This window comes from Vibrio tapetis subsp. tapetis (assembly GCF_900233005.1).
GTDB classification, from domain to species: Bacteria; Pseudomonadota; Gammaproteobacteria; order Enterobacterales; family Vibrionaceae; genus Vibrio; species Vibrio tapetis.
Map to the genome: position 1 here is coordinate 715,007 of NZ_LT960612.1, position 18,087 is coordinate 733,093.

Consider the following 18,087-nt stretch of genomic DNA (forward strand, 5'->3'; position numbering starts at 1 on the left):
AGTCAGGCATTTACTCTGATCGTAACTAAACGATAGGAACAACAGCATGCAACCTCATTATTCTTACTGGTTCAAAGACGCATTAGAAAAAGAAGGTGAATTAACACCGAATATTTTGACTCAGGATATCGAAACGGACATCGCCATTGTTGGTGGCGGGTACACAGGGTTATGGACGGCTATCTTGCTCAAGCAACAACAGCCAGAACTTAACGTTACCGTGATAGAAAAAGGCCTATGTGGCAGTGGTGCTTCTGGTGCGAATGGGGGTTGTATGCTGACTTGGGCGACCAAATACCCAACCTTAAAAAAGCTCTATGGTGAAAGTGAAGCCAAGTGGTTAGTCGAACAGTCTGAGTGCGTGATCAGTGATATTGAGCAGTTTTGCATTGAGCATGGCATTGATGCAGAGCTTTATCGCCACGGTACCTACTACACCGCAACCAATACCGCGCAACAAGGTGGAATGCAGCCGGTAGTAGAAGAGCTAAAACGCCTTGGCATTAACTCTTGGTCTCCGATTGAAGCAAAAGAGCTAAAAAATAAAGCCGGTTCTGACAAACATATAGAAGGCTACTACTCTGAACATGCCGCCAGCGTTCAGCCTGCTTTGTTAGCCCGAGGGTTACGTAGAGTCGCACTTGAGTTAGGTGTTGAAATCTATGAGCAAACGGAGATGACTCAGTTGAAGTTTGGCCAACCTGCAAAGATTGTTACACCGAATGGGGTGATCACCGCAGGTAAAGTGATATTGGCCTTGAACGCGTGGATGCTGAATCACTTTCGTCAATTTAAGCGAAGTATCGTTGTTGTGTCATCAGACATGGTCATCACCAAACCTATGCCTGAACGGATGAAAACAATGGGGCCTGCTCAAGGTGCCACTGTCGTTGATTCGCGGATCTTTGTGCATTACTACCGAGACACCCGTGACGGACGTTTGATGTTAGGTAAAGGGGGAAACCATTTCTCATTTGCGAACCGAGTGGATTCCATGTTTCACCGACCGACCAAATACCTGGGTTTGTTAAAACGTTCATTTCAGTCTTTGTTTCCGTTATTCCCCTGCGATGCGATAGATCATCACTGGACGGGAGGCTCTGACCGCTCTGTGACTGGCCTGCCGTTTTTTGGCCACCTCAAACACCAAGATAATGTCTTCTATGGTTTGGGGTACTCGGGAAATGGCGTCGCGCAGACTCGGATAGGAGGAAAAATACTGGCGTCGATGGCACTTGACCTAGACGATAAATGGGCAAAATGTGGCTTAACAACCGGGCCAAGAGGGCACTTTCCACCGGAGCCAATTCGTTGGCTTGGCGCGATGACGGTGCGAAATGCGGTAAGGCGTAAAGAAGCAGCCGAAGACCGCGAGCACACACCTTGGTTGTGGGACAAATGGCTGGCGAAACTCGCAGGGCCAGCGGGAAAAGCAGATAAATTGGATTAAGTGGCGCTTGAAAGGACAGGCATCATTTGTCTGTCATCAGGTTAATATCATTCAATGACCAACAATATAATGAGCAAGCTCACAAAAAACATCATTTTCAGTCTTGGCGTTATCACTTAAATAAGGTAAATACTGGGAATGATAAGCTGATATATACAGTAACAAGTTGATTTTATTGGTGCTATCACATCGGCACTAACAAACCTATACACTTAAAATATGCAATAGCGAAGATATTGAATTAGGCACACCCTCACCTTATCATTTGGTTTGATGTTAATCCTTTGTGAGGGTGTGTTGTGTTTTCTGTTGTATTTAATCGTAATTGTAAAAAAATGGGCTTTATTTTAACGCTTCTATCGCTTGCGGCATGGATGACCGAGTGGGTAGGTTTAGTGAATGTGTGCCCTTACTGTCAAGTTGAGCGAACAATCATTGGTATTTTGGGCATTATGATGATGCTGGAAATTCGTCCTTTTATAGCGAACTCGCTAACGGTGCTTTTCGGCTTTATCGGTATGCAAGTAGCAACGTCTCAGCTATTTATGCATTTTCATGAAAATAGCTACAGTGAAAAAACACCGATGGTTATTGCGGCCTTAATCATCATGACAGGGCAAATTGTTACTTTACTCTATCGCGCAAACAATGTTTCAAGCGAAAAACTGGCACTAAATGCGGATGTGGTAAAATCGAATTAAACAATTAATTCGTTAGAAAATGAATGCGTTAAATCATTGATGAGAGCCTCTTCCTTGTAGAGTAGGGAGAGGTTTTTTTGATTTTATTTCTTTTTTAATCGCTTGTTAACGTGCAGTTTATGCAGTGCTACTAGCGAGATCAAGGCTGCTTAACCGTCAAGTTGTAACAATGCTGCGCTAGGTTAGAGTAATCTAGCCAGTATTTATCTAAGTTATTATGCGTCATCTTCCTCCTTTAAATTCTCTTCGTGCTTTTGAAGCGGCCGCCCGTTTAAACAGCCTGACCTTAGCGGCCGAAGAGCTGAGCGTGACTCGCGCCGCTGTTAGCCAGCAAGTGAAGCAACTCGAGCATTTTTTGAGTGCTAAGTTGTTCGAGCGTGTGGGTGCCAAGCTGCGATTAACCGAAGAAGCTCAGTTTTATTTGCCACTTCTGACACACACATTTGATGCGCTAGCCAATGGCACCGATCACCTGTTTACGCGCCAAAACCGACAGACATTAACCTTGCGGGTGGCGAACAGTTTTGCACAGCAATGGTTGTTGCCAAGGTTAGACGACTTTCTGCGTAGGCAGCCTAATATTGATATTAAAATACACACCACTACCCACCCCTATCCGCAGCAAAACGATGGGGTTGATATCGAAATCATCAATGGCTACGGCCCATTTGAACAGGTCAACGCAAAGCCATTGTGGCAAGAAAATTGGTTGGCAGTAGCAAGCCCGAACTGGCTCCAAAAACAAGGCTGGCAGGATGCGTCACTTGAAGCGGTTGCGCAGAGCAAAAAACTTGCGATTTTTGGTTATCAAGAGAGCTGGCAAAGCTGGTTTGATGCGCAGGGGTATGCAAACAAAGTCTCATCACCTTACTTACAACTCGAGCATTCCATGTTGGCGATTGAAGCGGCTAAGCAAAGTTTGGGGCCGTTGTTGGTGCGTTCTTTGTTAGTGGAAAATGAACTAAAAGAAGGCGATTTGGTGCTGCTGCACTCTTACGCGATGCCAAGTAAAAGCCAGCACTACTTGATCACCAATCATCAGGCTCAATCGCATAACCAGCGTGAAAACGTAGCGGCATTCAGCCAATGGTTGCAATCTTGTATTTGAAGCAAGTAAGCGTCGAACGTTGTTTTAGGTGCTGATATAAAAAATCGGCCTTAGCGATTGAGCTAAGACCGATTATGCAGTCTACACAGGATCGTTGTACTTATAGCGCTAGCGATTGAGCCATGTTATCTACCATGAGCTCTGTCGCTTCAATACCACTTGCAGAAATGTACCAAGCGTATGGGTTGAGATAGGTCATGCGCTTGTCTTTGTATGCTTGAGTATTTTTAATCAGCTTGTTTTCAAACTGGCTTTTTTCGGTGCCTTTTCTGCTAATTGCGGTATCTCTGTCGAGTACGAACAAAAAGTCTGGCTTGGCTGTGGCAATGAACTCGTAACTCACCACGTCACCGTGGCTGGCTTTTTTAATGTCGGACACCGCTTCAGAGAAGCCAAACAAGGTGTGGATGCTACCAAAGCGTGATGAAGCACCGAACGCCGTTACTTTACCACCTGCGCTCATTACGGTGAGGGCGTTGTACTTTTTACTGGTGACGGCCTTATTAATTGCAGCAATTCGGTTACTTATCATGGTGATCTTGGCTTCGATTTCTGCCTCTTTTTCAAAAATCTGCCCCATCATGCGCCAAGCTTTTTGGGTAGAGCCCCAAAAATCTTCACTGTTCGCCATGAACAACACCGTTGGTGCGATTTTGGAGAGCTCTTTCATGGATTCTGAGCTGCGGTTGCTGACGATGATTAAGTCGGGCTTGAGGGTGTAAATGGTCTCAAAATCGGGTTCAAACAGCGATCCAACCGAGGTGTACTTGTCTGCTTGGTATTGTTCTAAGTACGTAGGCATGGGCTTCTTGACCACACCAATCGGTTCAACCTTGAGCGAGTTCAACACATCTAAGCTGTCCATTCCCAAAACGACAACGCGCTGTGGTTTGGTTTCGAGCGTGGTGCTGCCCATCGGATGCTCAACAGTGATGGTTTTAGCGGTTGCAACACTTGCGCAGAGCAAAGTCGCCGCTAAGAGAACGTGTTTGACCAGAGATTGAGACTTAATCATGGTGATTCCTTTATGTTAGTTTGATATTAGAATGCCCAACTGGCATTTAAGCGAACATCTCGCCCGGCTTGTGCATAACCGTAGTCATACCAAGAGGCGTGATCTTTGTAATAGTTGTCGAACAGGTTTTTAATGCTGAGAGTAAGCGCTAGATCGTCACCCGCCATCGGTAACCAGCGAGCATAGACATCGTGTACGTCGTAAGCGTCTTTCTCCGATTCGCCTGCAGCAACATGCGTTAGTTTTTCTACGAAGCGGCTGTTCCAGCCGAACGCTAAGCGGTCGTTATGTTGATAATTCACATCCAGAACCCATGTATCACCAATGGATGTGCCTAGATTGAAGTGATAATCCAACAACGGGCTGCCGTTGAGTTCAGGGCGAGACTGGTTGTAACTCAGGTGGGTCGACACGCGTTCAAACTCATAGCCTGCGTAACCGGTCACACCCTTAGTGCGAAGTTCCCCTAAATTAGCCATGACGGTTTTGCCGTTGATTTTGGTTTTGCCAACCACGTTTTCAATCTTGTTATCAAACAGCGTGATGCCCGCGCTGAACGACTGTTTTGCGTAGTTCACGCCGATTTCTTTATTGGTGGCTTCTTCGGCAACTCGGTTAGCATCGTTGACCGCCCAGCCGACTAAGAACATTTCTTTTGTTTGCTGGCCTCTAAACGCTTGAGCAATACTGGCATGTACCTTGATTTCAGGAAGAATGAAGTAACTGGCACTGACGTTCGGGCTAAAGCCACTGGAGCTGAACGAGGAATGGCCATCTTCATCCAGCTTGTACCAATCGTAACGAGCACCTGCTGAAAGCAATAACGCTTGGGTTACCTGCCAATCATCTTGAACAAATACGCCGTAAACGGTGCCATCTTCAGTGTGGTCCTTTCCGCCCGTTGCAAAGCGTAATTGGTCTTTTTTGTAGTCCACACCTGTGATTAGGGTATTGCTTGCAAAGTTTGCGGTGTTGAATACCTTGCCACCGTTCGTGGTGATTGTGCCGTTACTGGTGCCATAACTTGGGTTGTCGATGTGTGCCAGTTTGCTCGCCGTAGTGTAAAGCGTGGAATCCAAATTCAACTTACTGCTATGAGCCCATTTGTGGTTAGCCGTAATGGTTTGGCGATCGGTTTCTTGTTTAATCGGAACGTTTTTGTTCTTGAATTCGACGGGCTGCATGTGTGGCTTAATTAAACGAGTGCCGTCATCGTTGCGGTAGTCGTAGCTCAAAGACAGAGTTTGTGTGTCGGTCAGGTCGCCTGAAAGCTTCACTAATGCCACTTTCTGTTCATATGCGGTGTTTTTCTCTTCTTCCCCGTCACCGTTAACTAGGTTGTCGCCCTTCGTATAGCCAAATGAGGTCAGTACACCCCAGTTATCAGCCACACGGCCATAAAGGCTGGCAGAGGTTTTTTTGCCTTTGTTATTGGAGTAGTAACCCCCTTTTAACTGAGCGCCAAACTGTTGATCGGCGGCCAGTAAGTCGTCGGCATTTTTTGTGGTGAATTTGACCGATCCACCCAGAGCGCCGGGGCCATTGGTGGCACGTCCGGCACCAGCGTTGACTTCTACTTTTTCAAGCAGTTCTGGCTCAATAGACAAGCGACCTTGGTGGTGAAATAGGCTGCCAGATTGTTCTGCACCATCAATCGAGACATTGAGCATGGTATCTTCTAAACCACGCACATAAATTTTCTGTGATACCCCAGAGGAGCCACCTACGCTCACTTCCGATTGTTTGCGGAAGATGTCGTTCAAATCTTGGGCTTGCGATTTATCGAGTGCATCCGAGTCAATACTGATGTCAACAGGTTGCGCTTTGGTTGCCGTCACTTGAATGACTTCTACGTCATCACTGGCAAAAGAAGGCGCAGATGCGAGAAGGATAGAGGTGGCTATAAGGCTTAAATTGAACGTCGCTGTCGGTTTCACGGGAACCTCCGTTGTTAATGATAATTATTATCGATTAAATAAATGCGGATGCGATAATGCGTCGCAAGCGCCCCCGAGTAAACGACTTTTACAACTGTTACAATTCATTGATATATCATTGCAACTTGGCTCTTATGCTCATCATCGGCACCGTGAATTTACGGCGGATTTCCGACAAAAGTTAGCCACTTAATGGCAATGTTATGGTGATTTCTAGGCCACCGTCTTTATGGTTAGCGGCCTTTACAGTGCCCTGTACAGATTCGATATGGCGCTGAGTGAGTGCCAACCCGACGCCAAACCCGCTGCGCGTGTGATCTTTCTGTTTTACTTTAAAGAACGGAGTGAAGATTTTGTCCAGCGAACCGTTTGGAACCCCTGGCCCTGAGTCTAAGAAAGCTAGGGAAACATGAGTTTGGTTGCTCGAACTGGTAATAAGAAATGCTTGCCCAGATGGGGTATATCTCAAACCATTTCTAACGATATTCTCTATGGCTTGGCCCAGTGCTCGTTGATTGGAGTGCATTAATGGAATGTTGTCTGGTAGTTGATTGTTGATGACCACTTTTGGGTACTCAAATTGAGCATCGTCAACAATCACTTCAATGAGTTCACTAAGATCAAACGACTCTTGCCTTAGGTCGGGTTTTTCGTTTTCGAGCCAAGCCAACGTCAGTGTATCTTCGGCCATTTGTCGCATGAACTGTGTTTCCTGCGCGACGCGTTTGAGCATTTGAGGCGAGTCGATGCTTCGTTCTGCGCAATTAAGTGCCATTTCTATGCGTGTCAAAGGGGTGCGAATTTCATGGGACATGTCGGCAATCAAATTGCGCTGGTGGTCGATAAGCTCAGAAGTCCTCGCCGCCATTTTGTCGAAGGTTTTTGCCACCTGACTGAATTCGTCTTCGCCTAGTTTTACCCCGTCACCAATTCGAACGTTGTAATTGCCTTGGCTAAAGGCTTGTGTAGCCGCATGTAACCTTTGCAGCGGTTTCATCGCGTAACGATAAAGATAAATCGTAAGCGCTAACAAACTGGCGAAAGGAATGATGAAACGAAATACCCAGAAGGCGTGCGAGACGTAGGTGCCTGGGCGCATGCGATCAGGTAATAGAATTAAAAAATGTTCGTTACTGGGGGTGAGTGTGACTTCCATGATGGGGTTATTGGGAAAGTCGAGGTGGATTTTCCAGTCCACGTTTCTGCCAATGCGATAGCCATCGAGGAAACGTTGGTTAAGCGTATCTCCACCCAGTACGTCAATTTGGGAACGCACGACCGTTGTCCAAGTGTTTTCTTGTTCGCCTAGCGCTTTTAGCCAGCGATCAAGCTCCGTTGTGCCATTGATCTTATCAGCGTTTCGTAGCGCTTGCGCTTGGCTCCCCCAATCGAGGATCTCTTGGCGATGTGGTTGGCTTAAAAAGCTCATTGTCTCTTTAGTGTGGATGGCTGCGCTATGAAGCATTGAGAAGAAGAACACCATGCCTAACGCAAGCACCACAAAAAGGCGCCAGAATAGAATCTTCTTCATTGCCATACCCCGTTCAATGCGACGCTGGCTGTTATTAGAGGAGCCGTCATTTGAAGAGATACCCTTTACCGTACACGGTTTGAATACGTTCGGCATCCATACCATGGCTGACTAATTTCTTCCTAACACGGCTAAGGTGCATGTCTAGGCTACGATCATATTGGCTGTAATCACGCTCTAACACGGCTTGGTACAAATAGGCTTTGGAAAGTGAATGGCCTTTGTTTTGAACCAAAGTCCACAGCAGCTTAAATTGTACTGGTGTGAGTTGAATCGCAGGTTGTTGGTCAACACAGCGCACAACCACTTGGTGGGTACTGCGGTCCAGTTCAAGTTGTGCGTCGACAGATAAGTGGCTGCGGTTATATGGGCTAAATTGAGGCGCGGTGCGTCTGAGAATGGCTTCCACCCTAAGCTGAATTTCAGTAAAGCTGCAGGGTTTGGTCACGTAGTCATCAGCGCCACTTTTCAGCCCACGAATGCGGTGTTCTTCGGCACCAGATGCCGTGAGCATCATGACAGGGGTTGTGGACTTTTCTCGCACATATTGCAGCAAACCAAAGCCGTCTATTTCTGGTAGGTCGACGTCTAAGATGATTAAGTCGAACCACTCTTGTTTGAGACGTTGTAACGCGTGCTGCCCACATGACTCAGAGCAAACTTGATAATGTTGATCTTCCAGTAGTCGGCACAACTGTGCATTGAGCTCCAGATCGTCTTCTACCAGTAAGATCTGGAAAACATGACTGTCACTTTTGGTGGAGAAACTTGAAATAGAATCAATGTGATTATTGGATTCAAACATAACTTGGCTCGCTTGTTAGGTCCTTAATTGGGCGTACACGCAACGGTCTGCTGCAGTTATAAGCAGCTACTGCTGTTCTAAATCTTTGCGTTTATCAATTTTATGCTGATCTTCCGTTCGGCCTTGTTTCCAATAGCTGCTCAGGTATAAATTGTCTTTGTCGACGGATTTTTCATTGCGTAGATACTTCCTGAGTTGTCGCATCGAGCTAAACTCACAAGCAGCCCAAGCAAACACCACACCTGACGGCCAAGGCTGATTTTCAAATACTTCAACAAGAGGGCTCTTATCTTGATGGTCTGCACCAGAGGTGACCCAGATGAGCTCAATGCCATCAGGTTTGTTCAGAGGTTGTTGGTCGGCCTCACTGGTTACTTGGATCACGGCGAATCCGATGGCATCGCTGTGAAGTTGCTCAAGTACGGTAGAAAGTGCAGGCAATGCAGTCATGTCTGCGGCTAGACAAAACGCGTCGGCACTGGTCTCTACGGGTTTGATACTGCCAGGGCCACGAATTGAAATCTTTGAGCCAATGTTGGCGTTTTGAGCCCAGTAGGAAGCCAGCCCATTGCTGGGTTCGTTACCATGCAACACAAAATCGATGTCTATTTCTTTGGCTTGAATGTCAAAACGGCGAATAGAGTAGGTTCTCAGCCGAGGTTCTTGGCTGACATCCGCAGATTCAATGTAAGCGCTCCCTTCCTCTGTTAGCTCCAATTTGATGTACGCGCCAGCATAGTGATTGGCGTACTCTTCACCGTAGGCTTGAATTATCGCATCCAGTGCGGGGCCGTTAAGAGTGAGGCGCAGCATGTTTGGTGTTATTTGCTGCCTATGTTTAAGCGTTAACGTTTTAGGTTCAGTTTTGTTCATGGATTATCCTTAATGTTTGGCACGTTATTGGTAGTAGAGGCAGATACGTTGGCCGTCGATGACTTCAATTCGAAAATCGGTGTCATAGATGCTAGACAGCACCTCAGCGCGAATGACCTCTTCTACGGTGCCGTGTACTTTCACTACGCCCTTTTTCAGCGCAATGATGTTGTCTGAGTAACAAGAGGCAAAATTGATATCGTGGATGACGATGACAACGGCCTTGTTCAGTTCTTTAGCCAATACTCGAATATTCTTCATGATTTGAAGTGAGTGTTTAATATCTAGGTTGTTGAGAGGCTCATCGAGAAACACATAATCGGTGTCTTGGGCCACGACCATCGCAATGAACGCCAACTGACGTTGACCACCGCTGAGTTCATCTAAAAAACGATGCTGGATGTCTTGCAAATCTAGGTATGAAATGGCCTTGTCGATGATGACTTGGTCTTGCTTCGTTAAGTTGCCATTGCTGTGAGGAAAACGGCCGAAGGCAACCAGCTCTCGAATGGAGAAACGCATCGTCAAACTGTTGGATTGACGCAAAACCGCGAGCCTTTTAGCAAGTGCTTTGGTGTCCCATTCTGCCAGCTCTTTACTATCAATGACGACTTCACCGCTATCACGAGCTAAGAGGCGGCTGGCTAACGAAAGTAACGTGCTTTTACCGGCTCCATTTGGGCCAATGATGGCGGTAACTTCGCCTTTCACAAATGACGCGCTAGCTTGGTCTACAACGGTTTGTTTGCCAAAAGCTTTACTGACGTTTTGGATGGAAATCATAGTGGCTATACCTTTTGACGAACAAGTAAATAAAGGAAATACAAGCCGCCAACGAAGTTAATGATGACGCTAATGGTGGTTTCAAAGCTGAATACGTTTTCGACTACCCACTGACCGCCAAGTAACATCACAATGGAAATCAGAGCTGAGAAAATCATTAAGTCTTTGTGGCGATAAGAGCGCAGACTTTGACGCGTTAAGTTGGCAACCAATAAACCGAAGAACAAAATAGGTCCAACCAAAACGGTGGAAATGGAAATCAATACAGACACCAAAATCAGCACACGCTGCGTTACTTTTTTCACATTTACACCGAGGCTGATGGCGTTGTCTTTGTCGAGCCAAAATACGTCTAACTGGCGGCTCAGTTTAAATAGCAAAGCAATAACGACCAGTAACGGAGCTAAGCTGACATAAACCAAATCGCTGTTGATGTTGTTGAAGCTGGCAAACATGGATCCTTGTAAAAATGCGAAGTCGGTAGGGTCTAGCATGAGAATGAAGAAGTTAGAGAGATTGGAAATCAGCTGACCGACGATGATCCCGAGTAACATAAGAGTCAGAATATTAGGGTTTTCTTTTCGAAAATACAGGCCAAATAATATCAGCGACACGGCCACCATGACGCAAACCGAGACGGCGAAATTGATGGTTGGATTGAGCTGCGCGTTAGCAAGCCCACCAAGAACAAACACAAACAGCACTTGAATGAGCAAGTACATGTGATCGAATCCAAGTAGGCTCGGGGTTAAAATTCGGTTGTGGGTGATGGTTTGAACATTATGCTTGCGCAATCTCGCCCTTTTAAGGGCGAGTCAAGCAAGAGGTAACTAGTCTTTTCTCTGACTTAAAGCGCGTGACGTTTTTACGGCGCTTTCACTTGGTGGTGTACTTTGGTTTTCGATGTACTGTTTAACAACGTCCAAACTCGCACCACCACATGACACAACACAATAGCTAGGCGACCAAAAGTGATTACCCCAAAGCATTGTCTTTATGCGCTCCCAATACTCGCGCCTTAGCATGTATGACGATTTCCCTTTCAGCTTACCAACCAAGTTCGATACAGCTACCTTCGGGTGAATAGACACCATCAAGTGAACGTGATCATGTTCACCACCGAACTCTAATAGTTCACAATCCATTTGCTTACACGTTTCCTTCATTATTTCTTTGGTTCTATCCAACATCTCTTTGGTGAAAACACCTCTACGATATTTAGTAACAAAGACTAGGTGCGCATTATTCTTAAAAAGGCAGCTTCTGCCTGTTCTCCATTCGTACATATTAACCATAGACTTGATTGACAATTTACCATTAAGTGTAATAATATTCGCTGCGAATGACAACCAATGGAACTATCATGCTAACTGGCATCAAGCTACGCGCTAACCCTACACCAAATCAAAAACTGGTACTAAGCCAGTGGATGGGCTGTGCGCGTAGTATTTGGAATGCCAAAGTCGATGAAGAAAGGTATTACCGTACTTTTGCGCGTAAGTATTATCCAATTGGCACTTATGCCCCTATTGATCAGAAAGCATCGCAGTTCAAATCTAAAGAGCTATCACCTTGGCTCTATCAGTGTCCTAGCCAGATAATCCGCAACAGTGCTGTTAACTGGTATCAGACTTACCAAAAGTTCATGAAAGGCGCGTGTGGGAGACCTAAGCGCAAACCTAAGACTGATCGCGGAAGTATCTACCTTACTCGTGAAGTGTTCCGCTTCGACCGTTGCGAAGATGGCAATTTACGCCTATTTATCGGTACGAAGACCAATAATATTGGTTACTTATCTTTTAAGGCTCATAGTAAGTTCGAGATCCCAAACTCGCTTTATGTGCGCAAAGAGCGTGGTCAATATTATGTGTCTTTCTGCTATGGGAACGGCAAGGATGAGTCAGAGCTACCTAGCAATGCTGAACACTTAGCATTCCTGCAAGGCTCAACAAAAGAATATCTGGAAGAACACACCATTGGCGTAGACCGTGGTGTGGCTATCCCTGTACACGCTGGCTCTATGACGTTCGACTTTTCTGACGAAGAAGGCGATAACCAGAAAAAGAACATGACCAAAGCTGATCGCTACATTAAGCGATTACAACGCAAATTGGCGCGTCAAACTAAAGGCTCAAATCGCAGAAATAAAACCAAGTACCGCATTGCTACGCACCACGCTAAAAAGGCGAATATCCGTAACGATTTCGCCCACAAGACAAGCCGCGAGCTTGTCGATAGCAAAGCAAAGGTTATTGTGTTCGAGGCTTTACGAACCTCAAGTATGACGCGCAAGCCAAAGGCAAAGCAGGACGAACAAGGCCGATATGTGTCAAACAGAGCCAAGCAAAAGGCAGGGCTAAACAAGTCCATCTTAAACGTTGGTTGGCACATCATAGAAACGTACACCAAATACAAGGCTTACCAAGCAGGAAAAGCCGTATTCAAAGTAAATCCAGCCTACACCAGTCAGGAGTGCGCCAAGTGCGGTCACACTCACCCCGACAACCGAGACTCACAAGAACTATTTGTGTGCGGTAACTGTGGAAATTCTGACAATGCAGATAACAACGCATCACTGGTCATTAAGAAACGGGCAATTAATCTAATATTAGACACTGGAACGGTGTTGTCTGGCGATGGGGTTCTAAGAACCAAGTCAGATAGTGGACGTGGAGGCAATCGTAAGACTAGCCGAGCCAAAAGCTCGACTAGCGGTGTCCAACGAAGCGTCAAAAAAGAAAAGTTAGCGGCTTAGGTTGTTATCTTAGAAGCTCGCTGCTTTAGCTGCGAGTAGTTCACACACCAAGGATGACTGAGCGATGGCGACTGCAGCAATCACGATGGCCAGTACTTTTGGGAGCCGGCGTGACAAGAAGTATTGGTAGTTATCTGGAGTGAGCCCGATACCAATGAACAAAAATACCACCAGTAAGGCGGCGAGTAAGGTGGTGAAGATAAGCAAAGAATCACGCATGTCGACGCTCCTTTGCAATCAGAGCGATGAAAACGGCGCCACCAATCACGCTGATGATCATGGAAATAGGGACTTCGTATGGGAAGATGATCACTCGGCCGACTACGTCGCACAATAAAACCAAAATAGCGCCACACAGCGCAGTGTAAGGAATGTTTCTGCGGGCATTGTCGCCCATATACAAAGCAACCAAGTTGGGCACGATTAGGCCAAGAAACGGTAACTCGCCCACAATCATGACACCCGCAGCGGCAATGATGGAAACGAGGGTCACGCCAATGATCACGACTTGCTGGTAATTAAGCCCGATATTGATCGCAAATTCTTTGCCCATACCGACTGCAGATAAGCGGGTTGCATACCAATAGCTGAAAAGAGAGACCGGAATAAAAATATAGAGCAACTCGAAATTGCCCTGCAAGATGGTCGAGAAGTTTGCGACCGTCCAAGTGGCTAGGTTCTGTATGAAGTCATATTGATAGGCAAGAAAAACCGCCGCAGCGCTCACCACGTTGCCAAAAATGATGCCCACCAAAGGCACATAAATCGCATCTTTAAATTGCACCGTATGGATGAAACGCACAAACAGTAAGGTTCCGCCCATCGCACAGCCAAAAATGAGCAGTAGGTTATTGCCGTTACCAAAAAACACCAAGCTTAGAACATAGCCCAACATGGCGCATTCAATCGTGCCGGAAGTGGAAGGGGAGGCGAATCTATTTTGGCTTATTTGCTGCATGATGAGGCCAGCAATGCTCAGCCCTGCGCCAGATAAGCAAATGGCAATTAAGCGAGGCACTCGGCTTACCAGAAACAACTCCCACGCCTGCTGATCTCCAGCAAGTAGATCTTCTAGAGATAGGTCTGCCACGCCAACAAATAGCGACAAAACACTAAGGGTAAATAAGACTGCAACGAGCTTTTTCACGAAAGGTAACTCTACTAATAATCATTCGTATTTCCATTGGTGTGAAAAGGTATCGTATTCATGCAGTAAATGACAGAGAAAAATGCAGTTGAACTGCCTCATATGCACCGAGAAAGACAAGAGTGGCATGCCGATAGTAATTGAGTACTATTAGGCATATGCTTAATAGCGAAATTTATCGATGGAAATGGTATGGAAACCAAATCAAAACGCAGTTGGCAAACGCCTCATAACTTTTTACTTATTATCTCTATTGTTGTGCCAATTGCCTTTGCTAGTTGGCAAGTGTTGCTTAACAACTTCGTTATTGAAAAAGCGAATTTTACGGGTGCTGATATTGGCTTACTTCAAAGTGTACGAGAGATCCCCGGCTTTTTAGCGTTCACGGCCGTGTTCATATTACTGTTTATTCGTGAGCAGCGATTTATGATCGTTTCCTTGATCATGCTTTCGGTAGGAACGGCAATTACCGGTTTTTTTCCGTCTTTAACTGGCTTGCTTTGTACCACCTTGCTGATGTCGGTCGGGTTTCACTATTTTGAAACGCTGAAACAGTCCCTTTCATTGCAGTGGTTATCCAAAGATGAAGCGCCTGAATTCTTAGGTAAGATGATCTCAGTAGGTGCACTGGCATCCCTGTGTACTTACGGTGGTCTATGGGTAATGCTGACTTATTGGCAATTAGACTATATTTGGGTTTACCTGATTACAGGAGGTGCAGCCTTCGTGGTTATGGTTGCCATTGCGATTGCTTTTCCATTGTTTCCCAGCCATACACAGCAAAACAAATCATTAGTACTAAGAAAGCGTTACTGGTTGTATTACGCATTGACCTTTATGAGTGGTGCAAGACGGCAGATTTTTGTTGTGTTTGCGGGTTTTTTAATGGTCGAAAAATTTCACTATAGTGCGGCTGATATTTCATTGTTATTTCTTGTGAACTATGGATTTAACTGGTTGTTTGCTAAGAAAATTGGCCAACTGATTGGTAAGTTTGGTGAGAAAAAAGCACTGGTGTTTGAGTACATCGGTTTGATTTTTGTGTTTGCAGGTTATGCCGTGGTAGAAAGCGCGGAGTGGGCGGCCGCGTTATATGTGATTGACCATTTGTTCTTTGCGTTCGCATTGGCCATTAAAACCTATTTCCAGAAAATTGCCGATCCAGCAGATATGGCCTCTACTGCGGGTGTGTCGTTCACCATTAATCACATCGCAGCCGTGGTCATCCCTGTCGTGTTTGGTGTGATGTGGTTAGCGTCGCCTGCGAGTGTGTTTTTCGCTGGCTGCGGTATGGCGATAGTGTCTTTGATTCTGGCATTCAACGTGCCGTCTAAACCAAGCGATGGTAATGAAGTAAACCGTTTCGCTTGGCGTTAAGTTGATGAGAGAGGCTATGGCCGCTACATTCTTGACCTCTCATGGCGTATTTAAGGTTCTTGATTAAACGGGTTACTGTATTTCTCATCAGAAAGCATGTCGTGATCGGTCAGGGTGTTAAAGAAAGCAATGAGCGCCTCTTTTTCTGTTTGGCTAAAATTGAATCTAAAAGGTTGGCCATTCGAACGTGACAGCGCAGGAGACAATCTTTCGTGCGCTTGAATCCCATTACTGTAGTGATCAATGACTTGCTCTAACGTGGCGAAACGGCCGTCGTGCATATACGGTGCGCGCACCTGAATATTTCTTAGAGAAGGGGTTTTGAATTTACCAATGTCATTGCGATTGTTGGTGGTTTCAAAAATGCCTAAGTCATCGGTTGATACGGCATCTAGCCCATTGTTGGTGGATGTAGTACGGCCGATAGTCCCGTTGGGGATAGAACCGACAAACGCTTCAGTGACATGGCAACTGGCGCAATTTGCTTGTTCACCGTCAATGGTTCTTGCTGAGAAAAATAAGGTTTTCCCTTGGTTTTCTTGTGTGGTAAATCCTTCAAAATTAACTAATGCGGAAGGCTCATCACGGCGAGCAATATCGTATTTTGCCGTTGTGCTCACCATGGTTCGAATGAACTGTGCAAGTGCCCGGGCTATTCGGTCACTGGAGACAATGTCATCTCCAAAGGCGTTGATAAACAGTGCAGAATAGTAAGACTGGTTTCGAACGATCTCTTCTAGTTCTGCTAGCACCAAGCCCATTTCGATTGGGTCTTGGAATGGCATAAGCACTTGTTGCTCTAAGGTTGATGCTCGTTCGTCCCAGAAAAATTTACCGCTAAAGTAAAACCGAGCGTTGACTAGGCCCATGGAGTGCCTTCTCGTCGAACCGCCATTAAAGCCTACGCTGAGAGTTCGTGGATCGGAGAATCCGTTTTGGGGTAAGTGACAGGAAGCGCAAGCGATGCTCCCATTAGCACTTAAACGCTTATCATAAAATAACACACGGCCGAGAGTTGCTCCTGCATTGGTGATAGCGTTGTCGCTAGGAGTGTTATCAAATTCACTCGCTGCGTGTTGCGCTTGAAGCCGCGCCGGAAAATCATTCTGTGTAAGGTGGTTTGGCAGCGGGATGTTTTCGTAATCAAATGGGGTGCTAGGTAAGTTAACAATCGAATCTGAGGCAAGTGGTGTTGTCACGACAGTGCCTTCCTCGTTACTGCTTTCTCCGCCACTGCTTTCTCCTCCACATGAAGTGAGTAAAACAACGTTAACCGCGTACCCGAAAATTCGAATGCAATGTCTCATCGTTCGGCTCCTGCTCATTGAATTGTCCATTGAGTTTAGGAGCCGAAGTGTAAAGCAACGTAAATCAGAATAAATTAACGTAAAGGCTAAGGGTTGTGATTATCACGTCGGAAGCCCGAGCTTAGTGCCAACAGGGGGCGCTAAAACGTTTATTGACCTTCCTCATAAACCCACTTACATAACAGGACGGTCATTGGAATGGTTAAGGTTAAGCCGATGCTGCCGGCTAGCCCATGAATGATAGATAAGCCGATAGCGGGAATATTGATAAACTGCTCCAATGGCATTTGGAATCCCCAAATCATCATCATTGTGGTGAGTGAGCTACCAGCAAACGCCAAGATAAGCGTGTTGGTCATGGTGCCCAAAATATCACGGCCGATACGCATGGTTGCCAGCATTCTGTCTTTAACAGATTGATTAGGGTTGGCTTCAAGCAGCTCTTGATACGATGAGGCAATAGAGATAGCGACATCCATCACCGCCCCTAGTGCGGAAATCATGATGGCGACAAACAGTAGCCAGCGCACTTGCACTTGATGCTGGCCTCCTAAATAAAGTAGGTCTTCACCTTTATCAAGGTAGAGGCCATTGAGGTTCGCCATTTCACCAAAGAACTGAGCACATAATCCCGCAGCACATAGCCCTAGAATGGTACCGAGTATGGAAACGACAGACTTCTTATTCCAACCAGTGATGAGCAAAAAGCTAACCAAAACTTTTAAAGAGATCAGCAGCAATGACAGGATCACCGGATGCCAACCTGCAAATAAGCACGGGATCAATACTCCGATGATTAGCGCGCCAGTAAAGTAAAGAGAAATGAGGGAATTCACACCTTGCCAGCCGCCAAATGCAACCACTAAGGCTATGAGCAGCGCAACCATGGTGTAAATCGCGGGCGCTCTATCGTGGTTATAGACCCAATAAAGTACCTCTTCACCACGTTGGCGTACTAATAAAATGAACTTATCACCGGCTGATAGGTAAGTATTGTGCAACCGACTTAAGCTGTTTTCGACGGCGATGCTTTGGTTTGGAGAAGCGTCTAATGTGACCTGTAAAGACTGAGTGCCCGTCATGATGGAAGGCACTTTGGGATCCGCCAAAATGTTTTCAGCACTGATGGCCTGCACTTGAGCTAAAACGAACTGTTGTTGGTGAATATTGTTAGGGCGAAAGTCATTCGACCAAATGGGGGACAGAACGAATATCAGGCTCGAAGTGATAAACACCAAGCTGGGAAAGATAAATTTATTTATTTTCATCATAATATAAGGGCAGCGAATGCTGCCCTG

Annotated in this window: 17 protein-coding genes; 5 read left to right on the forward strand and 12 right to left on the reverse strand. The window is 46.0% G+C overall.

What is annotated here, in order from left to right; all coding sequences use genetic code 11:
- The first annotated feature begins 46 nt into the window (after positions 1–46).
- The 3 genes from VTAP4600_RS20280 (at position 47) to VTAP4600_RS20290 (ending at position 3,259) form a co-directional block, all read left to right on the forward strand.
- Complete coding sequence (locus tag VTAP4600_RS20280; protein WP_102524589.1) at positions 47–1,450, forward strand: FAD-dependent oxidoreductase; 1,404 nt, start codon at positions 47–49, stop codon at positions 1,448–1,450.
- 299 nt (positions 1,451–1,749) lie between these two features.
- The gene (locus VTAP4600_RS20285; RefSeq protein WP_102524590.1) at positions 1,750–2,151 is read left to right on the forward strand and encodes a hypothetical protein; all 402 of its coding nucleotides are present in this window, start codon (positions 1,750–1,752) and stop codon (positions 2,149–2,151) included.
- 217 nt (positions 2,152–2,368) lie between these two features.
- The gene (locus VTAP4600_RS20290) at positions 2,369–3,259 is read left to right on the forward strand and encodes a LysR substrate-binding domain-containing protein (RefSeq protein ID WP_102524591.1); all 891 of its coding nucleotides are present in this window, start codon (positions 2,369–2,371) and stop codon (positions 3,257–3,259) included.
- A 100-nt stretch (positions 3,260–3,359) separates the two neighbouring features.
- Here the strand turns inward: VTAP4600_RS20290 and VTAP4600_RS20295 are convergent, their stop codons facing one another.
- The 8 genes from VTAP4600_RS20295 to tnpA all read right to left on the reverse strand — a co-directional run bounded on the left by VTAP4600_RS20295 (position 3,360) and on the right by tnpA (position 11,498).
- A complete protein-coding gene (locus VTAP4600_RS20295; RefSeq protein ID WP_102524592.1) occupies positions 3,360–4,274 on the reverse strand; it encodes a siderophore ABC transporter substrate-binding protein in 915 nt (304 codons plus the stop codon).
- Between the two features lie 26 nt (positions 4,275–4,300).
- Positions 4,301–6,211 (reverse strand): TonB-dependent receptor domain-containing protein, encoded by a 1,911-nt coding sequence (locus VTAP4600_RS20300; RefSeq protein ID WP_102524593.1) that lies wholly within the window; start codon positions 6,209–6,211, stop codon positions 4,301–4,303.
- Between the two features lie 181 nt (positions 6,212–6,392).
- Entirely contained in the window at positions 6,393–7,742 is a 1,350-nt protein-coding gene (locus tag VTAP4600_RS20305; RefSeq protein ID WP_102525462.1) for a sensor histidine kinase, read from the reverse strand.
- A gap of 46 nt (positions 7,743–7,788) precedes the next feature.
- The gene (locus VTAP4600_RS20310; protein WP_102524594.1) at positions 7,789–8,547 is read right to left on the reverse strand and encodes a response regulator transcription factor; all 759 of its coding nucleotides are present in this window, start codon (positions 8,545–8,547) and stop codon (positions 7,789–7,791) included.
- 66 nt (positions 8,548–8,613) lie between these two features.
- Positions 8,614–9,420: a siderophore-interacting protein gene (locus VTAP4600_RS20315; RefSeq protein ID WP_102524595.1), complete on the reverse strand. Its 807-nt coding sequence runs from the start codon at positions 9,418–9,420 to the stop codon at positions 8,614–8,616.
- 24 nt (positions 9,421–9,444) lie between these two features.
- Positions 9,445–10,203, reverse strand: a complete 759-nt coding sequence (locus tag VTAP4600_RS20320; RefSeq protein WP_102524596.1) for an iron ABC transporter ATP-binding protein — start codon at positions 10,201–10,203, stop codon at positions 9,445–9,447.
- 5 nt (positions 10,204–10,208) lie between these two features.
- On the reverse strand, positions 10,209–10,997 hold the full coding sequence (locus tag VTAP4600_RS20325) for an iron chelate uptake ABC transporter family permease subunit (RefSeq protein ID WP_102524597.1): 789 nt from the start codon (positions 10,995–10,997) through the stop codon (positions 10,209–10,211).
- A 36-nt stretch (positions 10,998–11,033) separates the two neighbouring features.
- Positions 11,034–11,498, reverse strand: coding sequence for an IS200/IS605 family transposase (tnpA, locus tag VTAP4600_RS20330; RefSeq protein WP_102522283.1), 465 nt, complete (start codon positions 11,496–11,498; stop codon positions 11,034–11,036).
- Between the two features lie 68 nt (positions 11,499–11,566).
- On the opposite strand from tnpA, the gene VTAP4600_RS20335 reads away from it, so the two are divergent.
- Positions 11,567–12,958: an RNA-guided endonuclease InsQ/TnpB family protein gene (locus VTAP4600_RS20335; protein WP_102522282.1), complete on the forward strand. Its 1,392-nt coding sequence runs from the start codon at positions 11,567–11,569 to the stop codon at positions 12,956–12,958.
- Between the two features lie 9 nt (positions 12,959–12,967).
- Here VTAP4600_RS20335 and VTAP4600_RS20340 read toward each other — a convergent pair whose 3' ends face one another.
- Both VTAP4600_RS20340 and vctD read right to left on the reverse strand, forming a co-directional pair.
- On the reverse strand, positions 12,968–13,177 hold the full coding sequence (locus tag VTAP4600_RS20340) for a hypothetical protein (RefSeq protein ID WP_415239700.1): 210 nt from the start codon (positions 13,175–13,177) through the stop codon (positions 12,968–12,970).
- On the reverse strand, positions 13,170–14,105 hold the full coding sequence (gene vctD / locus VTAP4600_RS20345; protein ID WP_102524598.1) for an iron chelate uptake ABC transporter permease subunit VctD: 936 nt from the start codon (positions 14,103–14,105) through the stop codon (positions 13,170–13,172). The genes VTAP4600_RS20340 and vctD overlap by 8 nt, the downstream gene beginning before the upstream one ends.
- Positions 14,106–14,297: 192 nt before the next feature.
- On the opposite strand from vctD, the gene VTAP4600_RS20350 reads away from it, so the two are divergent.
- Positions 14,298–15,482: an MFS transporter gene (locus VTAP4600_RS20350; RefSeq protein ID WP_102524599.1), complete on the forward strand. Its 1,185-nt coding sequence runs from the start codon at positions 14,298–14,300 to the stop codon at positions 15,480–15,482.
- A 50-nt stretch (positions 15,483–15,532) separates the two neighbouring features.
- Here the strand turns inward: VTAP4600_RS20350 and VTAP4600_RS20355 are convergent, their stop codons facing one another.
- Both VTAP4600_RS20355 and VTAP4600_RS20360 read right to left on the reverse strand, forming a co-directional pair.
- Positions 15,533–16,789, reverse strand: coding sequence for a cytochrome-c peroxidase (locus VTAP4600_RS20355; protein WP_102524600.1), 1,257 nt, complete (start codon positions 16,787–16,789; stop codon positions 15,533–15,535).
- Between the two features lie 149 nt (positions 16,790–16,938).
- Complete coding sequence (locus tag VTAP4600_RS20360; protein WP_102524601.1) at positions 16,939–18,060, reverse strand: YibE/F family protein; 1,122 nt, start codon at positions 18,058–18,060, stop codon at positions 16,939–16,941.
- Positions 18,061–18,087: the final 27 nt, after the last annotated feature.

Bases quoted from the DNA above. Each gene is read 5' to 3' on its own strand.
- VTAP4600_RS20280 (WP_102524589.1), top strand. From the start codon at position 47: ATGCAACCTCATTATTCTTACTGGTTCAAAGACGCATTAGAAAAAGAA.
- VTAP4600_RS20290 (WP_102524591.1), top strand. From the start codon at position 2,369: ATGCGTCATCTTCCTCCTTTAAATTCTCTTCGTGCTTTTGAAGCGGCC.
- VTAP4600_RS20295 (WP_102524592.1), bottom strand. From the start codon at position 4,274: ATGATTAAGTCTCAATCTCTGGTCAAACACGTTCTCTTAGCGGCGACT.
- VTAP4600_RS20305 (WP_102525462.1), bottom strand. From the start codon at position 7,742: ATGAAGAAGATTCTATTCTGGCGCCTTTTTGTGGTGCTTGCGTTAGGC.
- VTAP4600_RS20310 (WP_102524594.1), bottom strand. From the start codon at position 8,547: ATGTTTGAATCCAATAATCACATTGATTCTATTTCAAGTTTCTCCACC.
- VTAP4600_RS20315 (WP_102524595.1), bottom strand. From the start codon at position 9,420: ATGAACAAAACTGAACCTAAAACGTTAACGCTTAAACATAGGCAGCAA.
- VTAP4600_RS20320 (WP_102524596.1), bottom strand. From the start codon at position 10,203: ATGATTTCCATCCAAAACGTCAGTAAAGCTTTTGGCAAACAAACCGTT.
- tnpA (WP_102522283.1), bottom strand. From the start codon at position 11,498: ATGGTTAATATGTACGAATGGAGAACAGGCAGAAGCTGCCTTTTTAAG.
- VTAP4600_RS20335 (WP_102522282.1), top strand. From the start codon at position 11,567: ATGCTAACTGGCATCAAGCTACGCGCTAACCCTACACCAAATCAAAAA.
- VTAP4600_RS20340 (WP_415239700.1), bottom strand. From the start codon at position 13,177: ATGCGTGATTCTTTGCTTATCTTCACCACCTTACTCGCCGCCTTACTG.
- VTAP4600_RS20350 (WP_102524599.1), top strand. From the start codon at position 14,298: ATGGAAACCAAATCAAAACGCAGTTGGCAAACGCCTCATAACTTTTTA.
- VTAP4600_RS20355 (WP_102524600.1), bottom strand. From the start codon at position 16,789: ATGAGACATTGCATTCGAATTTTCGGGTACGCGGTTAACGTTGTTTTA.
- VTAP4600_RS20360 (WP_102524601.1), bottom strand. From the start codon at position 18,060: ATGATGAAAATAAATAAATTTATCTTTCCCAGCTTGGTGTTTATCACT.